Genomic DNA, 19,065 nt, shown 5'->3' with positions numbered 1-19,065 from the left:
ACTGGGGGATTGCAAAGGCGGTGGGCGAATCGACCTTTAAACACTTTTGTGGAAGCCTTGGCAGCTTTTCGGACAGCGATGTCTTTCCGTTTCTTTGAGTGGCTGACCGAGAATCGGGATGTGTTTGCCGCTTACAAAGCCAGTTTAGGCTTTGTTTGGGCTTGAAATTTGTTTAAGTCCCATTAACTATCTCTGCCATTACTTTAGAAAAATGGTAGTATGCCACTTTTCCGATCAACCCCTGGCAAAACTGAAAAAATAGTTAATAATAATATACAAGGGTTGATTATTGCTACTATGGCAAGAGTGCCTTTTGTCTGACTTGCAGCAGAAGTCTATTGATAGCTTCGGGAATTGTCAAAACCGAGATGTAGTTACTCATTGAACACCACAAAGGCTAAAATATGGAGTGTTATTTATGAGTCATTTATCCCTATCTGAACAGATTACCTGGGAACTTCTGGCAATCCTGATTGAAGAAGAAGTCACCTATCCCTGGGATGTAACCGATGTGGAGAGTAATCATCCCTTAGACGTGACAGAAACGCCTTTTTCTCTGTGTGAAGGACTAGAAGCGACGGTGCTTGAAGCACAAGCTCATCGATTCTTTAGCAGTTTACAGCAAAAATTCCCGACTGTTTCCGTTTCACCCCAGTCTAATATCTTTGATAAATTTGCCTCTTTACTGCCGGCCGAACATTTAAATCGTCTAATAGAAAGTGCTGAAAATCTAGTTAATAGTCAACTAGATAAATTTGAGCGCCTTGTTGTTTGTCTTAGCGAGCTTTTTCCCCAATGGTCTCCAGAAGATTTAGAGGTTTTTGCCCGTCCCTACGCCTATACTATGCGTAATGGCCAGAGCGAAACCACTATCGAAACCGAAAATTGGCAAAGTCTTTCCGAAATTGAACAAATTCGCCGCAGTGCAGCCATCGCCAGCCAGATTTTCCGCGACTTGTCTTCTCCTCAATAGTCATCTCATTTTATTTTGTACGACTACATTAGGTTACACTTCATCTTTATGAGAAACTCCATATCTCTTTATTTTGATTTTTTGGTTTTTGTTTCTACCCGTCAGAAAGATTCTATAACTTGTGATTAATTTTGAAAGCACTTTTTAGAGTTAGATGCGTCTGATGACGCATCCTATCTGTTCAGAGTTTCTTACATTTTGCTGAGAATACGCTGGACTATATCCATTCCCGTGAAGGCTTGCCAGCCAAAAAGACCTAAAATGACGACATTAAGGGTAATATGAGTGATTCTGGCCAATTCATTGCCTTTTTGCATTAAAGGTACTAAAGCGGCACTGATCGAGATTAAACCCACCATCCCTAAACCCGCCAGCAGATGGGGACCGACAAATAATTTACCGTTATTAATATAAGTCACCGCCATACCCCCGATCGTCCCCAAGACCATTAAAGCGAGGATTAGGGAGCCAATTTGATAGTGTTTAGTGCGAAAATCCTTGGGCAATAATTGTTTTTTTAGGTCCTTATCTGCTGTACGCGTCCGTCGCCATTGTAGCCCCGAATAGAGGGCATAGATAGTTAATCCTAATAAAACCCACATGAGAATGGGATGGCCAAATTGTGACCAAGTTTTTACGGCACTGGGAATCTCGAAGTTCATAGTTGTCTGTTCTCATCAAAGATCTCTTCTTAATAAAAATTAACATGAATCGCTCACTCTTCCTTATTTTTCGGGTCATTAGACTTGTCAGACTAGATCAGCAACATAGCTCACCATCACCACTACGCGCCACTTCCCCCTCTCCTATAGCTTTTAAACAGGATTTAGTAAGAATAATGCCAGAAGCGGCAAAACTAAGGGTTTCAACCTAGACGCGGTTTAGTGATAATTCTTTGACAATAGAGTTGAATTCCTTCTAACTTAGCTAGGGAGAATTTTGGTTTAATAGGAAGGATCAGTAAAGACATAAAACTCATCCGCAGCAAGCGATAAACAAGGATAGTTAAAGTTGTATGTTTTTCGAGACTGAGAAGATAACTATAGATATTATGAGTTAGTCTTAGATAACCATAGCGACGGGTGATAGAAGATGGTTCATGAATAATTTTAATCTGATTGGTAACAACAACTAAATAGCCTTGATTTGCGTATCTTCGGGAAAAATCAAAGTCTTCGTAGTAGAGAAAGTAATCGGGATCAAAATGGGGACAAGTGGAAAAATTCGAGAAATTAATTAATAAACTGCATCCCGTCACCCAGTCAGGAATAAGATAGGGTTTATCTCCATAGTCTAAGGATTCCTCCACCACGTTAATTGTGCCGATTTTGGCATTAAATTTTCCCCAACCAAACCAGATTTTACCATCCGGTTCGTAAATTTCTGTACCAGCGATGGCAACTTCCGGATATTGCTGAAAAAATTTGCTTGCTTTCTCCAGAGAGTCGGGTAATAAGTAAGCGTCAGGATTAACTAACCAAACGATAGCTTCTCTGTCTTGTTGATAAATCCAATCAAGTCCCAGATTACATCCTTTCCCAAATCCTAAATTTTCCCCCGCTTCAATAATCTTGACTCTTTGCGCTGCTAAAGATTGGATATTTTTATCTTCAGTGGAATTGTTAACAATGATGAGAGTAGCAGATAAGTCATCGTCGAGGGAAGCGATTAAACGCTTAATTAATTCCGCGCAATTGTAGTTAACGGTCAATAGATAAATCATTACAGATAAAAGGTAGAGAATTACTTTTTCTGAAGACGACAGAGATTAAATTTTTCGATTTTGGTGGGAAAGGGTTGACAACTTTGGAAATCAATAACGAGATTTTCCTTCGCTAAATCCCCCACTATATCAGGAGATTTTTTATTAAAGTCCGTCTGGAGAATGTAGAGAGATTCTGGGGGAGTATTAGCAATAAATGTCTCGGCATTTTTTCGCATTAAAGTTCCCTCACTGACTCCAGTATTGCCTTTGAGTCTCACAAAACGAGTCGAAGCGGGAAAATAAGGGACGATAAAAGATGTTCCTTCATCTCCCCAGATAACAATCGTGGAATTTTCGTAGGGTTTTAATGCTTGACTATCGATACCAAAATAATTATCTGACCATCCCATTCTCCACCAATCCATCGGTTTAACCGTAGTGACAATTAAGGAAAATATTAGCAGATTTATGATTAATAAAGGTTTCTTGCGAGGATAAAGATAGGCAATAATCAAGATAATTAAAGTGGGACTGATTAATTCTAATGGCATCAGATAACGATAGATAGAAAATCCCACTAACCAAATAGAGTAAGCGGTCAGATAAAAAGGTAGTAAAAAACCTAAAACTGCACCGTAGATTAAGTCAGGTTCAGAGGATAGATTGCGCTTAAAAATAGCACAAAAAATAATTACTAATATTAGTAAAATTATCAATAAATAGGTTATAGCTAATCGGCTATCTTGGAAAGGAACCTCAGAGACAAGAGTTTGTCTCTGGATAAAATAAACAGGATAAAACAACCATTGCCAGATATCTTTAGGCAAATATTGTATCCCTTTAAAATTGTAGTCGGTTTCAATATAAGGAGATTGAAAGATTTTATTATAGAAGGGAAAAAGAGGATTAGCAAACTTCGTCCACATTAAGATTATCCAATAACCAGCAGTGAGACTAAAACCCACGGCCATTGAGAGAATTGATAACAGGAGGTTACGCAATTTATCAGACCAAGAATTAGGTAAAAAATTAATAGCTACCAAAAAGCTAATACTATATAAAGCATTGGTTAATTTCAACCCCGTTGCTAATCCTAGTAAGAATCCAGCTAAAAGAGTATTTTTAGAGGGAATTGGCAGATTTTTCCCTAAACTACTAACTATAAAAAATAATCCTCCCAGAACAAAAACACTGGTGGTATTATCACCAATACTGGTTCCTAACTCCGAGATATAGGCTGCCCCAAAAATACTGGTAATCGCTGCCGCTATGCTTAGAGTTATCTTGTATCTTTCGGAAACTTTATCGAGGGAATGATAGGTAATTAGGTGAACTAACCATTGATTTAACCCGTGAAATCCTCCCATTAAAAACCCCACGACAATCGGAGGCAGTTTCAGATAATAAACAGCGACGAAAAAGGGAACATCAACCAGGGGATTAAAAAAAGTTTGTATCTGCGCGGGTAGGACATCATACTTGAACCTTCCTGTCAATAACATATAGGGATTATAGAAATGATAATTGCGTAAATCCCAACTAACATCTTGACCTAAAATAACCGAGATAATCCCCAAAGCAATAAAGTAGGTAATTGCCCAAAATAAGGGATGAGAAAGTGGAAAACGTTTGAGGTTTGTCATAATTGAAAATTCAAGATTTATTTGTTTAGTTTTACTCGCTTAACTTGGCAATTTATAGTTAAGGATAAGATTAAGATTACCTAGTAACAATCCCAAAAAGACGATCAGCATGATTATCTTGACAAAATTAGTTAAAATTTTCGATTTTTTCTCAGTTAAATCATTAAAGAAAAATCCCCCTAAAATAATTGCCGTTCCGATAATAAAGTAATATCTACCGTAAGGAGAACTAAAAACCCAATCCTTAATATTTAAATTCACCGACCAAACGACAAGAAAAATAAAGATAGTGGCAGCACCGATAAAATCAGAGTTTTTACGAAAATCGTCTAAGAATATACCAAGCACTAGCAAGAGAAATCCATAGTAAGGAATTACATACCAAGCATAGTAATGGCTTTGAGCGCCAGAAAAAATAAGAAGAATTGTATAGATTAATATAGGAAAAATAACTAATCGTATTTTAGATATTTTTAAAGGAAATCTGGCAACTAACAGTAGAGTAATCCAACTAAAAATTAACCAACCATCCTCAAAAAAAACTGTAGGTAAAACTAGATTTTTTAACATAGCAAAATCCGTAAAGCGATTTTTATGTTCTTGGAGAGTAGTTAAAAACCAACTAAAATCATAAAACCAACCGTAAAGGTAATACAAACCTAGGGATAAAACTGCCGTCAGAGAAGCGATTAAGCTATCTCGCCAATTTTTTTGGAATAATAGTAAAGCGACTAGAGAAGCTAGAATATATAATCCTGTCACCTTAACTAAAGGTGCTAAACCACCTAGAACTATAGCCAAATATAGATACTTGTTTTGAGACTTTTCATGGTACTGAAGGAATAAAAGTGCTACCGCTAAACTTAGACATAATAATAAATTTTCACTAACTGCTAAACGAGATAAAAAAACCGTATTGGGGTTAGTGGCAAAAATTAAAGAAGTTATAATCGCCACCCCGGTATTAGTCAAACGTAAAGCTAATAAATAAAGTAAGAAAATAGAGAGAGTGCCAAAAACCAAAGAAGGAATCCTAATTACTGTTAAACTACAGTCAAAAAATTCCTTTGCTCCCGATAAAATAGCCGTCATACCCACAATTAATCCAAACAAGGGAGGATGATCGAACCAAGGGGTAACAAAACGATAACGAACAGCAGTTTTTTCCCAAACTGTCACCAAAAAATCATCCGTGGGACTGAGGAAAGACCAACTGGTAGGAACTCCATCTTGAATCAAACTCATGCCACTCCAAGCAAAAGCAAATTCATCTTGAGTCCAGTTATAGGGAGGCAAGGAATCATATTGATAATATCTTAAAATAAATCCCAAGGCCGTAATTAATACACCCAGAAATAGACGGTAATCAAACTTTTCAAAATTCTTAAATAGAAAATCTCGCTGCATCATTATTCTGAAATTAGCTCGCTATTTATCTTTTGGGGTGAACCCGTGCTATTGTAACATGGTTTGACGGTTAAATTTTTTGCCAAACCCAGATTGATTAAATACCCGATTATCTAGGTTAAGCTATCTCGATAAGTAGGTGGGTGGAATTAAATATAAAATGAACGTAGGTTGGGTTGAAGCATGAAACCCAACGCCCGCATGGGTTACGCTACCGCTAACCCATCCTACAAATAATTGTGCCTACCTACTTAGTTTCTCCTTAGTAAATTCTCAGGGATATCAAAGGGTAAACTCATCCTTATAGCCAATCCTAGGCAAGGGACTCATTTCTGGCAGAAAAGTTCCCCAGTTTCTCCCCACTAAACTATAACTTAAGTAGCTGGTTATAATTAAATTAAAAATGGATTTTAGGTTCGATCCCCCCTGCCCCCCTTGATAAGGGGGGTGCCGATAGGCGGGGGGATCTGACAACTTTTAACGCCTACCTACTTAAGAGATTGACATTACCATCAGCAATATGCTAAAAAACATTAGCTTGATAGTCGAGTAACAATAATTACTCCGTTAAAAATCCCTATATTTTCCCCTAAAGCAAACATCTTGACCTCAGTTGCCAACATGATTCGTCAGTCAAATTATTCTAGAGTTTGGTTGTTATTAATCCTTATTTTTGCGCTTTTCCTACGTCTAAATGCCGCTTTCTCTTATCCTAATATTCTCTGGCCGGATGAAATTTTTCAGACCTTAGAACAGGGTCATCGACTAGCTTTTGGTAATGGGATGATACCTTGGGATTTTCGGGACGGGATTCGTTCTTGGTTATTTCCGGGCATTCTTGGCGGGATTATGAAGCTAACTGCTGGTTTTTCGGAAGGCTCCAGTGGCTATCTGGCCAGTGTCAAGATTTTCCTCAGTTTACTATCTTTAATTCCCGTTTGGATCGGATTCTCGATCGCCTACGAAAGCATCGGTTTGGCCGGCGCTATCCTCACTGGCGGTATTTGTGCGATTTGGTTTGAATTTATCTATTTTGCCCCGAAAGCCTTCACCGAAGTTATGGCCGCTTATTCCCTGCTAGTCGGCGTTTATTTAGGATGCTACGGCAAAAATCCCCCCTCTCGTCAGCGACTGTATTGGACGGGGTTTTTCTACGGATTGACCACCTATCTTCGATTTCATTTACTGCCAGCCATCGCCATCGCCCTCATTTATCAAATTAGACAAAAAAACTTTCCACAATTACTGCCCCTTGCCCTCGGTTTTATCGGTCCGGTTTTGCTGGGGGGTGCTTTAGATGCTTTCACTTGGTCCACCCCCTTCCAATCGATTTGGAAACTGATCTGGATTAATATTTTTGAAGGAAAATTTAATAGTTTTGGCGTATCCCCCTGGCAGCAATATTTTACTTGGTTAGCCCTCAATTGGTCTTGGTGGCTGTTTCCGATCCTCGTCTTCTGTGCAATCGCTGCTCGTCGTCACTGGATTCTCGCCCTTCTGGCCCTAGTTATTATCCTCTCTCACAGCTTTTTAGGTCACAAAGAATATCGTTTTATTTTCCCCGCCTTACCACTAATTATTATTCTCGCTGGTTTGGGGACTGCCACTCTCGTCTCGCGTTTATGGTTAATGCGAGGTTCCCTCACCAGCAAAACTATCGTTATTTTTAGTAGTTTACTTCTTTGGGCTTTTCTCTCTTCGTTGTTGGCGGGGCGTTTTAATACGGACCAGACTTTTAATTTCGGACCGCCTTGGCAAAAACCGGGCTATACTCACTGGCAAACCCACGGCGGACAATTACAGGCCTATGAGTATTTAAGTAGCGAGAAAAAACTGTGCGGTTTAGGAGTAAAAGGATTGGCGTGGCAGTATACGGGGGGATATGCCTACTTACACCAAGATGTGCCGATTTATTTCCTTAAAGATAACCAAAATTTCGAGGAACTACAACCTTATTTTAATTATCTATTATTTAACCAAGACACTGCCTCGGTCGGAGATTATCAACGGGAGAAATGCTTTAACGGAACTTGCGTTTACAGGCGCTCGAATTCTTGTCAAGTTAACCCGGATTATCATATCAATCAGTATCTCAAAGAAGCTGGTGAGTAGGATCATATATCCTTAAACAAAGTTGCGAAATTTGTCAAAAAAGTCTAAAAAGCCGAGAAAAAAAGTTAATTATGTAAGGGGGATAACTTCGAGCATGAAAAAAGTTAAAATCTGGCCAATTTGCCTAAGTTTTCTGATTTTAATCTATATACTTTTTGCTATGATCGTCAACCTCTCCTCTTTCCCCGGATTGCACGGAGATGAGGCTTGGTTTGGACTAAATGCTAGGGAAATTCTCCACCATGGAACTCGATCGCTCCACGGACTAAACACCTATACTAGCTCTTTCTATAGCTGGTTAATTTCCCTAACATTTCGCTTACTAGGCATCAAAGTTTTTTCCTTGCGATTACTGGGGGTTTTCCTTAACCTATTAGGTTTTATTATCGTCGTTTATAGCCTGAATAAATATGTGGATCAAAAGACGAGTATTCTTTTCTTATTTTTACTACTATCTTGTTCTTCTTTACTGCTTTTTCCTAGAATAGCCTGGGAAGTATTCGCTTTACAAGTATTCTTTCTTTCCCTTAAATTTAAGCTTCTTCTCAAGTACTTTAAAAATCATGAATTTACTGGACTCGATATCTTTCTTTTCCTTTTCATAACTTCCCTGGGAGTTATCAATCATTTTATCTTTATCTTTGAATCCCTCGGTTTAACTGTGGCGGCTCTAAGTCTGCACCTACGTTATTTTAATAAAACCACGATCCAGCTTTTCTATTTATCTTTTTTATCCCTGACAGTCGTTTCTATAATTTATGTAACTAAACCTTTAATTAGTGATGAAATTTTTCAAGCATATCGATATATTTTATTGATAATCAGCCTAGCATTTCTCGCTCTTTTTAGTACAATTTTTATCAAAACACAGCAAAAAATTAGCCAGTTTTTATCCTTGCCACCACGGTTTAAGCAAATATTTTATTGGTTAGCTGGTGTTTTTCTCCTACTGCTATCACTATTTTTATTGAGAAACTTTCTGACTATTCATTCCCAAAGTTTTCTTGGCACTATCTCAGGAATTATCGTCATCGAAAGACTCTCCTCCAGCCTGTTAACTGTCTTGGAAAAACAATGGTTAGAAATTACTTGGATAGCTCTCATAAGTATTTTTATCCTGCGGGGATTACAAAAGCTAATCAATAATAACAATGCTAATAACTTACAAACGGAGGTATTTTTTTATTTATATCCCCTATTCTGTTTATTGTTTGTTTCCCTAGCACCGGGTAACTCCGATCGCTATTATATTATTCCGGGTTATCTTTTTCTGATTGCTTTTCCCCTAGTCGTCCGCAGTCAATATATCACCGCTCAAGTTCGTCACCTATACCTATCACTAATTATTTTATTAGGATTCACCTTCACCCTGCAGCAAACTCTCCTCTGGAGAAATATTTTAGCCACCGAAAACGAATCACCACGATTGATCAGTTATGGAAACTTTCAAGATTTATCCTATCACTTTTTAAAACAAGATCAATTGTTAAAATTTTTGCAAGAAAGACAAATTTGTCAAATAAATCAAATCGATAGAAATACGGTTTATTTTATCTATGCTCCCTTAGATTTTCATTTTCTTGAACGGCAGCTTTCCTGTCATAATCCCACCACTGTTTTGATTGAATACTGTCCCCATTGTCGAGATTTTCCCAAATATTTTAAAATCATCGAAACTAATCATTAGTCCTCTGGAGAATTAGAGGAGTCAGGAGGTGAATTTTTCTCTAATGCAGTTACCCAGAATCTATAATTATTCAAAATTAATTATCTGTAAAAATTCTCGGCTTAATATTAATAAAATCCAATAAAAAGCTGACTTTAAAACCTATATTTTTTGGTAAATATCTTGACAAATAATCCTGATCGATGGTATTATTAGAGTAGTTTTGGTAAAAATATCCAACAGCCAGACAACCCCTAGACCAACTTAGTAAAATTAATTCCTCCCTATTGATAGATGAAAATCAAGAAATATCTTAAGTTCTGGAAATATCCTCGCCTAGTTGATGAACGAGAGACTTTAATTGAAGAACGAGATTCCCTCAAAGATCATCTGAAGAGTTTGAATCAAGAAAAACAAGAAATGATTCGGGAAAAAAACGCTCTTTATGAAAGATTAGGTCAGTTATCTTTAACCATTCCCGAACTGCAAGAAATTAGTCCCAAACTTCTCGATATTAGCGTCATCAAAAATAAATCCCGCAAGTTTCGAGTCCAATTAGATGCCGAAAAAGAAAAACTCGCTCCCGACAATTTTGGCTGGTATCCTTACAACACTTTAACCTGCTTCGATATTCTCGAATTACTATTAACGGGTAAAAACCGTTTTCTACTAGAATTAATCTCGGAGAAACCGATTGTTGATATTGGTTGTGCCGATGGCGATCTGGCGTTTTTTCTGGAATCTTTGGGCTGTAAAGTGCAGGTGGTTGACTACGCTCCTACCAACTTTAATCTGATGCAAGGAGTTAAACTGCTCAAAACTGCTCTTTCTTCCTCTGTGGAGATTCATGATGTTAACTTAGATTCCCAGTTTCTCCTTCCCGAAAAAAGCTATAGTTTAGTCATCTTCTTAGGAATTTTATACCATCTCAAAAATCCCTACTATGCCCTTGAGACCTTAGCAAAATCTGCCAATTATTGCCTGATTAGCACCCGCGTCACTAAGTTTAATACGGTGAGTAATGCCGCTAATCGAGTCGATCTTTCCGCGATTCCTCTAGCCTATTTACTCGATGAACTAGAAGCAAATAATGATTCTACCAACTATTGGATCTTTTCTAATGCCGGGTTGCGCCGAATTTTACAGCGAACTGGCTGGGAAATTTGCGATTATATAACAGTAGGTAATACCGAAAACTCCGATCCCGCCAGTCGTGACGGCGATGAAAGAGCCTATTGTTTAGTAAAAAGTCGTTTCTATCAAGATTAGAAATGCCTAAATATCAGACCAGTCTCCTAAAAATATGAACTATCGCCCTAATCCCCTCTTAAACCGACGTAGCTTGCTCAAATTAGCGGCCCTAGCCGGAGGAAGTGCCGGACTAGCTACCCTTCTCTCCTCTCGGCTCAGTTATTCTGCCGACCAAAACCAAGCTAGTGCCGAGAATATAGAGGCAATCGAGGAATTTTTGCGGCAAATTCGCCCAGTAAATTCGCAAAATCTCCAGTGGACAGAATATAGCTTTGAAACAGTCACCGTTGATCGTCAAGGGCAAATTATCGATCGCCGTCAGGGTAGCGCTCGCTCCTGGCGCGAACCTTTAGGCAACGGCAGCGAACTAGAAATGGTGGCTATTCCGGGGGGCAGTTTTCTACGAGGCTCGAAAAATGAGGAAAAAGGCGATCATACTAGCAGTGAAAAACCAGAAAATTCCCTGACGACGGCGGCTTTTTTTCTGAGCAAATACCCGATCACCCAAGCACAATGGCGAGCGATCGCCGAACTTCCGAAAATTAATCTCGAACTCAACCCGGCGCCCTCCTTTTTCCAAGGGGATAACTTGCCTGTTGAAAGAGTCTCCTGGTACGAGGCGATCGAATTTTGTCAACGACTCTCCCAGGCCACCGGCAAAGATTACCGACTAGCGAGTGAATCACGCTGGGAATACGCCTGTCGCGCCGGTACAACCACCCCCTTTTACTGCGGGGAAACCCTAACCAGCGAGCGCGCCAATTACTTTGCCGTCTATGATCCCTACGCGGAAGAACCCAGCAGCGCCTATCTGGCCAAGACTACCCCGGTGGGCAGTTTCGCCCCCAATAATTTCGGTCTCTACGATATGCACGGCAACGTGGGCGAATGGTGCGCCGATAGCTGGCACCGGAATTACGAGGGAGCCCCCCCCCTGGATGGTAGTGCTTGGTTAGATAGGGATACTCGCTTGCAGCCCCGTTATCGTTCCGCCCGCTTAGTGCGAGGGGGCAGTTGGGGCGATGAAGCAAGACACCTACGCAGTGCCAATCGCACCTTTTGCCTTCCCGATCAACAGCACAGTGTCTTGGGTTTACGAGTCATGGCCGATAGTATCGGTTAATCAATGCTTGTGTCCGCCCAAGAGACGACAAAGGTATGGTTCAATAGGTTAGGTTGCCAAAAGCATTCAGAATCTTCTGCCGTTGTCAGTGCGTCTGTAGCTAAATCAACCGCGAGTGAGGTCAAATTTTTCATGAAGATACAGCAGTCTCATCTTTTCTTAACTCCCCCCACAGGAGATCTACAGATCCCTTTATCTCCTCCTCCCCCGGACGACGGCAACCTAGAAGCAGAAAAAAATTATCCTCTCAGCCTGTCTCTAGTCATTCCCACCTACAATGAACGGCAAAATATCGTTCAATTAGTCAACATTCTCAGTCAAATACTTGACGAAGCCCTTCCCAACGATTACGAACTGATCGTTGTCGATGATAATAGTCCTGATCGCACTTGGGAAGTCGCCGCGTCTTTAATCCCTGAATATCCCCAGCTGCGAGTGCTGCGCCGGGAGGGAGAAAAAGGCCTATCCTCGGCAGTGGTGAGGGGGTGGCAAGTGGCACGGGGCGACATACTTGGGGTCATCGATGCCGATTTACAGCATCCCCCGGAAGTGTTATTAAAATTATTCGAGCAAACCAGAGCCGGAGCCGATCTCGCCCTGGCCAGTCGCCATGTGGAAGGGGGTGGAGTCAGCCAATGGAGTCTGACTCGACGCTTCCTCTCCCGGGGGGCGCAGCTGTTGGGATTAGTCATTCTGCCTAACGTGGTGGGACGGGTATCGGATCCGATGAGTGGCTATTTCATGGTTAATCGAAAAGCGATCGCTGGCCCGATCTTAAACCCGATGGGCTATAAAATTCTCCTCGAAGTTATCGGCCGCGGCAATATCGACCAGATCGCCGAAGTGGGTTACGTTTTCCAAGAGCGTCAAGACGGCGAAAGCAAAGTCACCTGGCAACAATACATCGAATATATCCTGCACCTGCTGAAATTGCGTTCCCGCGGTCGTTTCGGTGGCCTGAAAAGGCGTTGGCAATTCCCCCTCGCTCGCTTTCTTCGCTTTAGTTTAGTCGGGTTTAGTGGCGTATTCGTCGATATGGCTATCTTTTATCTCCTCAGCGATCCCACTACCCTCGCTTGGGGAGTAACTCGCAGTAAGATTATCGCCGCCGAGGTGGCCATTATTAATAATTTTCTCTGGAACGATCGCTGGACTTTTGGCGATTTGTCCACCGGCCAAAATCAGTGGCAGCAGCGTTGCAAACGTTTTCTTAAATTTAATCTTATTTGTTTGGCCGGTTTGATCCTCAACGTCCTGCTCTTAAACTTTTTCTTCAATGTCTTACATATTAATCGCTATCTTGCTAACTTAATAGCGATCGCTATAGTTACCGTTTGGAACTTCTGGATGAATTTAAAACTCAGTTGGCGTGTGACGGAGGTTAAACCCGAAAAGTCCGGCAAGCCATAGGAAAACCTGGGAAAACTTGCCCTCCCATCCCGCAAACCCTTTTTAACTCTCGTTCAACCTCTGGCAGCCTTAATTTTTGGGACTTAAAAGCAGCCCAAGATCAACAGGAAACCGATTACCGGGGATTAAGTCTCAAAGATGGGATGGAATGGCTTGCTCAAAATGCCGATGACTTTGCTTGGGGAAAGGCCGCCGACCCCGATTATTATCTAGCTATATCCCGATACGATTACTTCCAGGCTTTCCCCCATTGTACCCTTGTTCATGCCGTCCAACGCCAAGAAACCCCCCTAACTATCATTAAACATTGTCGTCAGCCATGATCGAAATGACTGCTATTCCGCCGATTTCCCTGAAAAACTACCGTATCGCCGCCATCATTCCCTGTCACAATGAAGAACTAACGATCGCTAAAGTTGTCTCCCAATTCCAAACTTTTTTGCCAGAAGCGGCAATTTATGTCTATAACAACCGCTCTAGCGATGATACCGTGACGGAGGCACTCAAAGCCGGGGCGATCGTGCGTCAGGAAACCCAACCGGGGAAAGGCAATGTTGTCCGGCGAATGTTTGCTGATATCGAGGCCGATATCTATATTCTTATCGATGGTGATGATACCTACGAAATTGCGGCAGTACGACGCTTAATTGAACGAATGCTGCGAGAACAGTTAGATATGGTGGTCGGTGCGCGTCGGGAAGCGGCAAAATCCTCCCAGGCTTATCGCCGGGGTCATCGCGCCGGTAATCTATTTTTAACGGGATTCGTGAAATTTCTGTTTGGAGCGCGTTTAATCGATATGCTCTCCGGTTATCGCATCTTTTCTCGTCGTTTCGTCAAATCTTTTCCCGCTTTGTCCAATGGTTTCGAGATTGAAACCGAGTTAACTATCCACGCTTTAGAATTAAAAATTCCCTTCGCTGAAGAACCAACCCTCTACGGGGAACGTCCCGAGGGTTCCCAAAGTAAGTTAAAAACCTTTCAAGATGGCTGGCGGGTATTGGGAACCGCTATCCTACTATTTAAAGAAATTCGTCCTTTTCTCTTTTTTAGCCTTGTTTCGCTGATTTTGGCGGTTATTGCCCTCTTGTTAGCGATCCCCGTCCTGTTTGAATACCTCGAAACTGGCTTAGTACCACGTTTTCCCACCGCTATTTTATCGGCCTCGATCATGCTTTTAGCCTTTTTAGGTTTGACCTGTGGCATGATCCTCGATTCCGTCTCCCGGGGACGAAAAGAGATGAAACGAATGGCTTATCTAGCTAACAGTTGGCTGAAAGCTTAGGGAAAAAAGCTCCCTAAACATACAAGTCTAGGTCACATCTCCGTTTAAACCGTCTCCAACCGTTGCAGCACGGAGGCGGGTTTTTTGCCAATAAATTCCGCTGGCGAAATTTGATATTTAATCAGATTGGCTAATTCCTCTAGTTGGCTGATGGCTTCCGCACCTTCGAGTTTCATTAACTCTCGATCGTCGCGCATTTCTGTCCAGGTGATGCCGTAATCAGACACGAGAAACCGAATTAGATGGGTTTCCCCCAATCCCACCATAAAGGATGCGCTGTTCATTTGACCGCCACAGGTGTAGCAAGATGCTAGATAACCTTGATTTTCTAGTGCGATCGCTAAGGCCTGTAAATCCATGACTAAGTCTTTGACCAGTTGGCGATGCTGTTCTGCAAGTCGTTTAAACACAATTTTCCTCCTGATAACACTCCTCAATTATAAAACCTTAATACTTTTTTAAGATTCTTGCTTGAGAAAATAAGGTATGTGAACCAAGTTTTTTTACGGATGTTAAGTAACAAAATGTAAAGAACCCGAGGCCTAGGGTAGCGTGAATTCCTGAGTTCGCCAAGTATGTATAACTACAAAGCCACCAGTTTATCCATCTTTCTACCCCCTCAATCTCAACTATTCCCATCATGCCTATTTTTAAAGTTTAAGATCCGGTTTCGACAAAAAAGTTCGTAAATCTATATTGACAATTACATAAAGCTATGGCTCTATTGCAGATAGGGAGGGAGATGGGAGCTTGTTTCAGCGATCGGTAAACAGTAACCGGTAATTAGGGTTGGCTGAATAAATCTAAAAACCTTGTGGGGTAAACCTTTTAGACTTTTTGTCAACCAAAAAGTACCAGATCCCGGAGTGATCGGGGGGAAAATTCAGGTACTTTTTCCCTGAAAATTAGGTAATTGACCCCCTCAAAATCGCTAAAACCCTACACCCTACACCCTACACCCACCGAAAAACTTTTTGCCGCAAACCCTACTTAATAGTGACGTGGAGTATAAACCCACTGCTTGGTTTTACCCTGCTCAATAAGGCGAGTTTTACTCGATCCAATCAAAATTATGGTTCGCATATCCCCATCGTTAATAGTCATATCCTCTAGGAATTTCACCGTCACTGTTTCCCCTTTTCGCCCTAAATTACGCGCTAATACCACGGGAGTTTGCGGCGATCGCCATTGTAATAAAATCTCTTTTGCCTTCTCCAATTGCCAAGTGCGCTCTTGAGACACAGGATTATAAAATGCGATCGCTAAATCTGCTCGGGCTGCTAACTCAATGCGCTGAGAAATCACCTGCCAAGATTTGAGAATATCTGATAGGGAAATCGCACAAAAATCATGGCCTAAAGGCGCGCCAACCCTAGCAGCCGCCGCTTGCATGGCCGAAATCCCTGGACAGACCTGAATGGCCACCTGCTGCCATGCTGGTTTTGCTTTTTTTTCTAATACCTCAAACACGGCCGCGGCCATGGCATAAATGCCGGGATCTCCAGAGGAAACTAAGACAACCGATCGCCCCTTAGCCGCTAAATCTAGGGCAATTTCCGCTCGATCGAGTTCCACCCGATTATCCGATTCATGGCGGACAATTTCTGGTTTTCTCAGGGATTCTACCAAATCCAAATAAGTTTTATAACCCACCCAATCCGTGGCTTTTTCCAACACTTCTCGAACTTCTGGCGACATCCAATTTAGCGCACCCGGTCCAGTTCCAACTATGGCTAATTTACCTTGACTTTCCAGGTCTAAATCCCCCAGTAGTAAACCAGATTTTTCCTTAATTTCCTGGCTTTCTTCCCAGAGATAAACTAAACAGGTATTGCTAGGTTGTGCTAAGTTTAAGTTACTTTTATCGATAATCTCAATGCTCAGTTTTGCTGCTGATGAAATCGGTAAATTACTATTTTTTAACCAGTCCGCTTCACCGATTAATTTTACTTTTTCACCAGCCAATAAATCGGCAAGAAACTTCTTAGCATCATCGGGATTAACTAACTGATAACCCGGTGGTGGCGATAATAAAGTCGTTTTAAATCTAATATCACCAGTGGTGGTAATTGCGGGGGAAATTTGCAAAACCGAGGCAATTTGACGAGCGAGATCATTAACCCCTTGTAAACCCCCCAACAAAGGCACTACGGCACTGCCATCTTCTGCGAGTGCTAATACAGGCGGTTCTTGCCATTTATTAGTTAATAAAGGTGCTAAAGTGCGAATCAAAATACCCGCCGCACAAATGCCAATAATTGGCGTTCCCGTCTGGAAAAATTCTCGCACCGTTTCACCAAAATTAGTATAGGTAAAATCTGCCGAATGGGTACGATCTATTAACCCATAAACCACTGCTTCCGGTAGGGCCATTTGCACTTGACGAGCCACGGGAATACTGGTTTCTCCTAAAATCAGAATAGCTGGAGGTTTCATTTGGCTTCCCCCGACTGCGTTGCGGTTAACTTTTGGATAAATTCTTGATGTTCTGCCGAGTTAATTCCAGCTTTTAAGATGTCCAACACCCGTGACATATTGCCGTTGAGCATGGCTGAAACATCTAACCACAAACCCGGAAATACTAGAGAACAAATCACCCCTTCTTGGTTGGCTAACAAAGAAATATAATCGCCATTTTCTAAACTAAACCAATCAATTTTTTGATCAAATACCTGCCAAACAAGGTATTCTTGAATGCCACTGCGTCGATAAGCACGTTTTTTATCACCTAAATCTATGGCGGCACTACTAGCGGCAATTTCTACCACTAATTCCGGCGCTCCTTCTAGGTATCCCTCTACAGTTAGGGTTGATTTTCCACCGCTTTCTTGGCTGATTAATAACACCCCATCCGGCTGTAGTTCGTTGTCGATATCCAAGCGGACTGTTGGCTCAATACCCATTTGTACTTGGGGGGTAGCAGCTTGATAAACTCCCAACCAAGTGATTAAACGTCCGTGGGGTTCAGCATGAAATTTAAACCTTAATGGGGATGCCATATATACAACTCCTTCGATCAGTTCGGCTTTTTTTAATCCTGGCATAGCTTGATAACGGCGCTCGAATTCGGTACGAATTAAGCGATCCCCATTTTCTAACGGGGGTAAATGTTGAGTGGTTACAGCCTGAGAATTTAAGGATTTAACCGGGGAAGAAGTCATGGTGGCAGTCTTTGGGAACAAAACAGCATTGATTTTATTATAGATTGTTTCATCGGACTTCTTGCGGGATTTAACTTTTAGCTGAAATTTCGCCAGAAGTCCTGAGCTTTTAGCGATGGAATGAATGGCAACCAACATATAGACAATTCCCCAAAACTATAGCATTTATCTTAGTGATGAGGTACAAAGTTTTCCTTTTGCGAAGTCGGTGGTCGATACCAAATTAGGTTACACTTCATCTAGTTATGAGAAACGCTGTCATAACTGATATAGCGCGCCTAAATGAAAGGTAAACGTCCTCTCCTAGAGCCTACCCGTTCACGAATAACCGATAACTGATAATGTTGGTTCCCCTTACCCGTCAATCGATCGAGCAAATTGTCCCGATTATCGCCACCGGCCCCCAGTACGCTCACTATTGGGGTAAATGGTCTGATTTTCTGCGCCGTTTATTCATTTCTATCATCGCTCTCACCGCAGCTTGGTTAATCGGTAATTTATTCGGCCCGGGTGGTTTAACAATTAAACTGATTTTCGACATTATCGCCGGTTTATATTGGCTCTGGGGTCCGGTTTACTGGGCCAGTGTTCGCAATAATACCTATCGTCGTCTTCCCTACGGAGGGTTTTGGCGCGGTCGCGTTTTCGATGCTTTTGTCACCGAGGAATTAATCGGGGAAGAAGAAAGGGTCAATAAACGCGGGGAATTAGAGATTATCGAAAATCGCCAACGCTGTATTAATCTAGAAATCGGTGATCAAACTGGCTTTTCGGCGATCGTTCGCGCTCCCCTCAAACGCATCCATAAATCGATCCGTCCCGGGATGGTGGCCGAAGCTTTGTTAATGTCTCGAGACCCCGATTTAGGGGATATCAATCAGCTTTCTGATGTCCATCTTCCCCAACTCGACCAGTGGATAGGGGAATATCCTGTGCTGCGACGGGATATTTTTCAGCAAGTTAGTCGCGAATTGGGAGGGGGAAAAGAACCCCGGCCAAAACCTTCTCGTTATTCTAATAATGTCATCCGAAGACGCAAAACCCGTTAATGGTTCGGCAATCTTTGAAACGATGCCTGTTTCTCAGTCATCAATGAATCATAATTTACAGATTTTGGGTAATTTAATCCTTGTTTTTGCTGTTTTTGAACCATCAAAAATTAATTATGCAAGAGGTTTAATATAATGTTAATTAGGGTTTGCTGAATAATGGTAAAAACCTTACAGGAAAGGGCTTTTAGCTTGATTGAGAGCTTCCCAAATGCACTTAAATCTGCTAGAATCTCTTAAAACCCTTGCATCACCCTTGCATCACCCTTGCATCTTCTCT

Annotated in this window: 16 protein-coding genes and 1 pseudogene; 10 read left to right on the top strand and 7 right to left on the bottom strand. The window is 41.5% G+C overall.

Annotation, left to right across the window (positions count from 1 at the left end; genetic code table 11):
* Both ACE1AQ_RS11835 and ACE1AQ_RS11830 read left to right on the top strand, forming a co-directional pair.
* Positions 1 to 165 (top strand): annotated as a pseudogene (locus ACE1AQ_RS11835) (IS701 family transposase); the annotation flags it as partial.
* Between the two features lie 253 nt (positions 166 to 418).
* Entirely contained in the window at positions 419 to 973 is a 555-nt protein-coding gene (locus tag ACE1AQ_RS11830; protein ID WP_008197714.1) for a hypothetical protein, read from the top strand.
* A 191-nt stretch (positions 974 to 1,164) separates the two neighbouring features.
* On the opposite strand, the gene ACE1AQ_RS11825 is transcribed toward ACE1AQ_RS11830, so the two are convergent.
* The 4 genes from ACE1AQ_RS11825 to ACE1AQ_RS11810 all read right to left on the bottom strand — a co-directional run bounded on the left by ACE1AQ_RS11825 (position 1,165) and on the right by ACE1AQ_RS11810 (position 5,731).
* Positions 1,165 to 1,635, bottom strand: a complete 471-nt coding sequence (locus ACE1AQ_RS11825) for a DUF4079 domain-containing protein (RefSeq protein ID WP_008197712.1) — start codon at positions 1,633 to 1,635, stop codon at positions 1,165 to 1,167.
* A gap of 203 nt (positions 1,636 to 1,838) precedes the next feature.
* On the bottom strand, positions 1,839 to 2,696 hold the full coding sequence (locus ACE1AQ_RS11820; protein ID WP_008197710.1) for a glycosyltransferase: 858 nt from the start codon (positions 2,694 to 2,696) through the stop codon (positions 1,839 to 1,841).
* 20 nt (positions 2,697 to 2,716) lie between these two features.
* Positions 2,717 to 4,321: a glycosyltransferase 87 family protein gene (locus ACE1AQ_RS11815; RefSeq protein WP_110545829.1), complete on the bottom strand. Its 1,605-nt coding sequence runs from the start codon at positions 4,319 to 4,321 to the stop codon at positions 2,717 to 2,719.
* Between the two features lie 39 nt (positions 4,322 to 4,360).
* Complete coding sequence (locus ACE1AQ_RS11810) at positions 4,361 to 5,731, bottom strand: glycosyltransferase family 39 protein (protein ID WP_008197707.1); 1,371 nt, start codon at positions 5,729 to 5,731, stop codon at positions 4,361 to 4,363.
* Between the two features lie 618 nt (positions 5,732 to 6,349).
* On the opposite strand from ACE1AQ_RS11810, the gene ACE1AQ_RS11805 reads away from it, so the two are divergent.
* From ACE1AQ_RS11805 to ACE1AQ_RS11775, 7 genes are all read left to right on the top strand, one after another.
* A complete protein-coding gene (locus ACE1AQ_RS11805; RefSeq protein WP_008197663.1) occupies positions 6,350 to 7,840 on the top strand; it encodes a mannosyltransferase in 1,491 nt (496 codons plus the stop codon).
* 94 nt (positions 7,841 to 7,934) lie between these two features.
* Positions 7,935 to 9,527, top strand: coding sequence for a hypothetical protein (locus ACE1AQ_RS11800; protein WP_008197661.1), 1,593 nt, complete (start codon positions 7,935 to 7,937; stop codon positions 9,525 to 9,527).
* 273 nt (positions 9,528 to 9,800) lie between these two features.
* Complete coding sequence (locus ACE1AQ_RS11795) at positions 9,801 to 10,775, top strand: methyltransferase domain-containing protein (protein WP_008197659.1); 975 nt, start codon at positions 9,801 to 9,803, stop codon at positions 10,773 to 10,775.
* Positions 10,776 to 10,809: 34 nt separating this feature from the next.
* On the top strand, positions 10,810 to 11,880 hold the full coding sequence (locus tag ACE1AQ_RS11790) for a formylglycine-generating enzyme family protein (RefSeq protein WP_110545827.1): 1,071 nt from the start codon (positions 10,810 to 10,812) through the stop codon (positions 11,878 to 11,880).
* Between the two features lie 132 nt (positions 11,881 to 12,012).
* A complete protein-coding gene (locus ACE1AQ_RS11785; RefSeq protein ID WP_110545825.1) occupies positions 12,013 to 13,290 on the top strand; it encodes a glycosyltransferase in 1,278 nt (425 codons plus the stop codon).
* Between the two features lie 143 nt (positions 13,291 to 13,433).
* On the top strand, positions 13,434 to 13,613 hold the full coding sequence (locus tag ACE1AQ_RS11780; RefSeq protein WP_008197652.1) for a hypothetical protein: 180 nt from the start codon (positions 13,434 to 13,436) through the stop codon (positions 13,611 to 13,613).
* Positions 13,610 to 14,575, top strand: a complete 966-nt coding sequence (locus tag ACE1AQ_RS11775) for a glycosyltransferase family 2 protein (RefSeq protein WP_106908612.1) — start codon at positions 13,610 to 13,612, stop codon at positions 14,573 to 14,575. Before ACE1AQ_RS11780 ends, ACE1AQ_RS11775 begins: the two co-directional genes overlap by 4 nt.
* Positions 14,576 to 14,619: 44 nt before the next feature.
* Here ACE1AQ_RS11775 and ACE1AQ_RS11770 read toward each other — a convergent pair whose 3' ends face one another.
* The 3 genes from ACE1AQ_RS11770 to ACE1AQ_RS11760 all read right to left on the bottom strand — a co-directional run bounded on the left by ACE1AQ_RS11770 (position 14,620) and on the right by ACE1AQ_RS11760 (position 17,874).
* Entirely contained in the window at positions 14,620 to 14,985 is a 366-nt protein-coding gene (locus ACE1AQ_RS11770; RefSeq protein ID WP_008197647.1) for a DUF1815 family protein, read from the bottom strand.
* A 580-nt stretch (positions 14,986 to 15,565) separates the two neighbouring features.
* A complete protein-coding gene (cobJ, locus tag ACE1AQ_RS11765; RefSeq protein WP_110546101.1) occupies positions 15,566 to 17,011 on the bottom strand; it encodes a precorrin-3B C(17)-methyltransferase in 1,446 nt (481 codons plus the stop codon).
* The gene (locus tag ACE1AQ_RS11760; protein ID WP_110546100.1) at positions 17,008 to 17,874 is read right to left on the bottom strand and encodes a Uma2 family endonuclease; all 867 of its coding nucleotides are present in this window, start codon (positions 17,872 to 17,874) and stop codon (positions 17,008 to 17,010) included. The genes cobJ and ACE1AQ_RS11760 overlap by 4 nt, the downstream gene beginning before the upstream one ends.
* Before the next feature lie 203 nt (positions 17,875 to 18,077).
* On the opposite strand from ACE1AQ_RS11760, the gene ACE1AQ_RS11755 reads away from it, so the two are divergent.
* Positions 18,078 to 18,785 (top strand): hypothetical protein, encoded by a 708-nt coding sequence (locus tag ACE1AQ_RS11755; RefSeq protein ID WP_002740014.1) that lies wholly within the window; start codon positions 18,078 to 18,080, stop codon positions 18,783 to 18,785.
* Positions 18,786 to 19,065 lie beyond the last annotated feature (280 nt).

This window comes from Microcystis sp. BLCC-F209, assembly GCF_041928595.1.
In the GTDB taxonomy this organism is placed as follows: Bacteria; Cyanobacteriota; Cyanobacteriia; order Cyanobacteriales; family Microcystaceae; genus Microcystis.
The sequence above is the reverse complement of the archived record's forward strand: the minus strand, read 5'-3'. Positions and strand labels throughout refer to the sequence as shown.

Excerpts from the sequence above, each read along its gene's own strand:
- ACE1AQ_RS11775 (WP_106908612.1), top strand. The coding sequence starts at position 13,610 with ATGATCGAAATGACTGCTATTCCGCCGATTTCCCTGAAAAACTACCGT.
- ACE1AQ_RS11785 (WP_110545825.1), top strand. The coding sequence starts at position 12,013 with ATGAAGATACAGCAGTCTCATCTTTTCTTAACTCCCCCCACAGGAGAT.
- ACE1AQ_RS11795 (WP_008197659.1), top strand. The coding sequence starts at position 9,801 with ATGAAAATCAAGAAATATCTTAAGTTCTGGAAATATCCTCGCCTAGTT.
- ACE1AQ_RS11815 (WP_110545829.1), bottom strand. The coding sequence starts at position 4,321 with ATGACAAACCTCAAACGTTTTCCACTTTCTCATCCCTTATTTTGGGCA.
- ACE1AQ_RS11805 (WP_008197663.1), top strand. The coding sequence starts at position 6,350 with ATGATTCGTCAGTCAAATTATTCTAGAGTTTGGTTGTTATTAATCCTT.
- ACE1AQ_RS11820 (WP_008197710.1), bottom strand. The coding sequence starts at position 2,696 with ATGATTTATCTATTGACCGTTAACTACAATTGCGCGGAATTAATTAAG.
- cobJ (WP_110546101.1), bottom strand. The coding sequence starts at position 17,011 with ATGAAACCTCCAGCTATTCTGATTTTAGGAGAAACCAGTATTCCCGTG.
- ACE1AQ_RS11825 (WP_008197712.1), bottom strand. The coding sequence starts at position 1,635 with ATGAACTTCGAGATTCCCAGTGCCGTAAAAACTTGGTCACAATTTGGC.
- ACE1AQ_RS11800 (WP_008197661.1), top strand. The coding sequence starts at position 7,935 with ATGAAAAAAGTTAAAATCTGGCCAATTTGCCTAAGTTTTCTGATTTTA.
- ACE1AQ_RS11830 (WP_008197714.1), top strand. The coding sequence starts at position 419 with ATGAGTCATTTATCCCTATCTGAACAGATTACCTGGGAACTTCTGGCA.
- ACE1AQ_RS11810 (WP_008197707.1), bottom strand. The coding sequence starts at position 5,731 with ATGATGCAGCGAGATTTTCTATTTAAGAATTTTGAAAAGTTTGATTAC.
- ACE1AQ_RS11790 (WP_110545827.1), top strand. The coding sequence starts at position 10,810 with ATGAACTATCGCCCTAATCCCCTCTTAAACCGACGTAGCTTGCTCAAA.
- ACE1AQ_RS11760 (WP_110546100.1), bottom strand. The coding sequence starts at position 17,874 with ATGTTGGTTGCCATTCATTCCATCGCTAAAAGCTCAGGACTTCTGGCG.
- ACE1AQ_RS11755 (WP_002740014.1), top strand. The coding sequence starts at position 18,078 with ATGTTGGTTCCCCTTACCCGTCAATCGATCGAGCAAATTGTCCCGATT.
- ACE1AQ_RS11780 (WP_008197652.1), top strand. The coding sequence starts at position 13,434 with ATGGAATGGCTTGCTCAAAATGCCGATGACTTTGCTTGGGGAAAGGCC.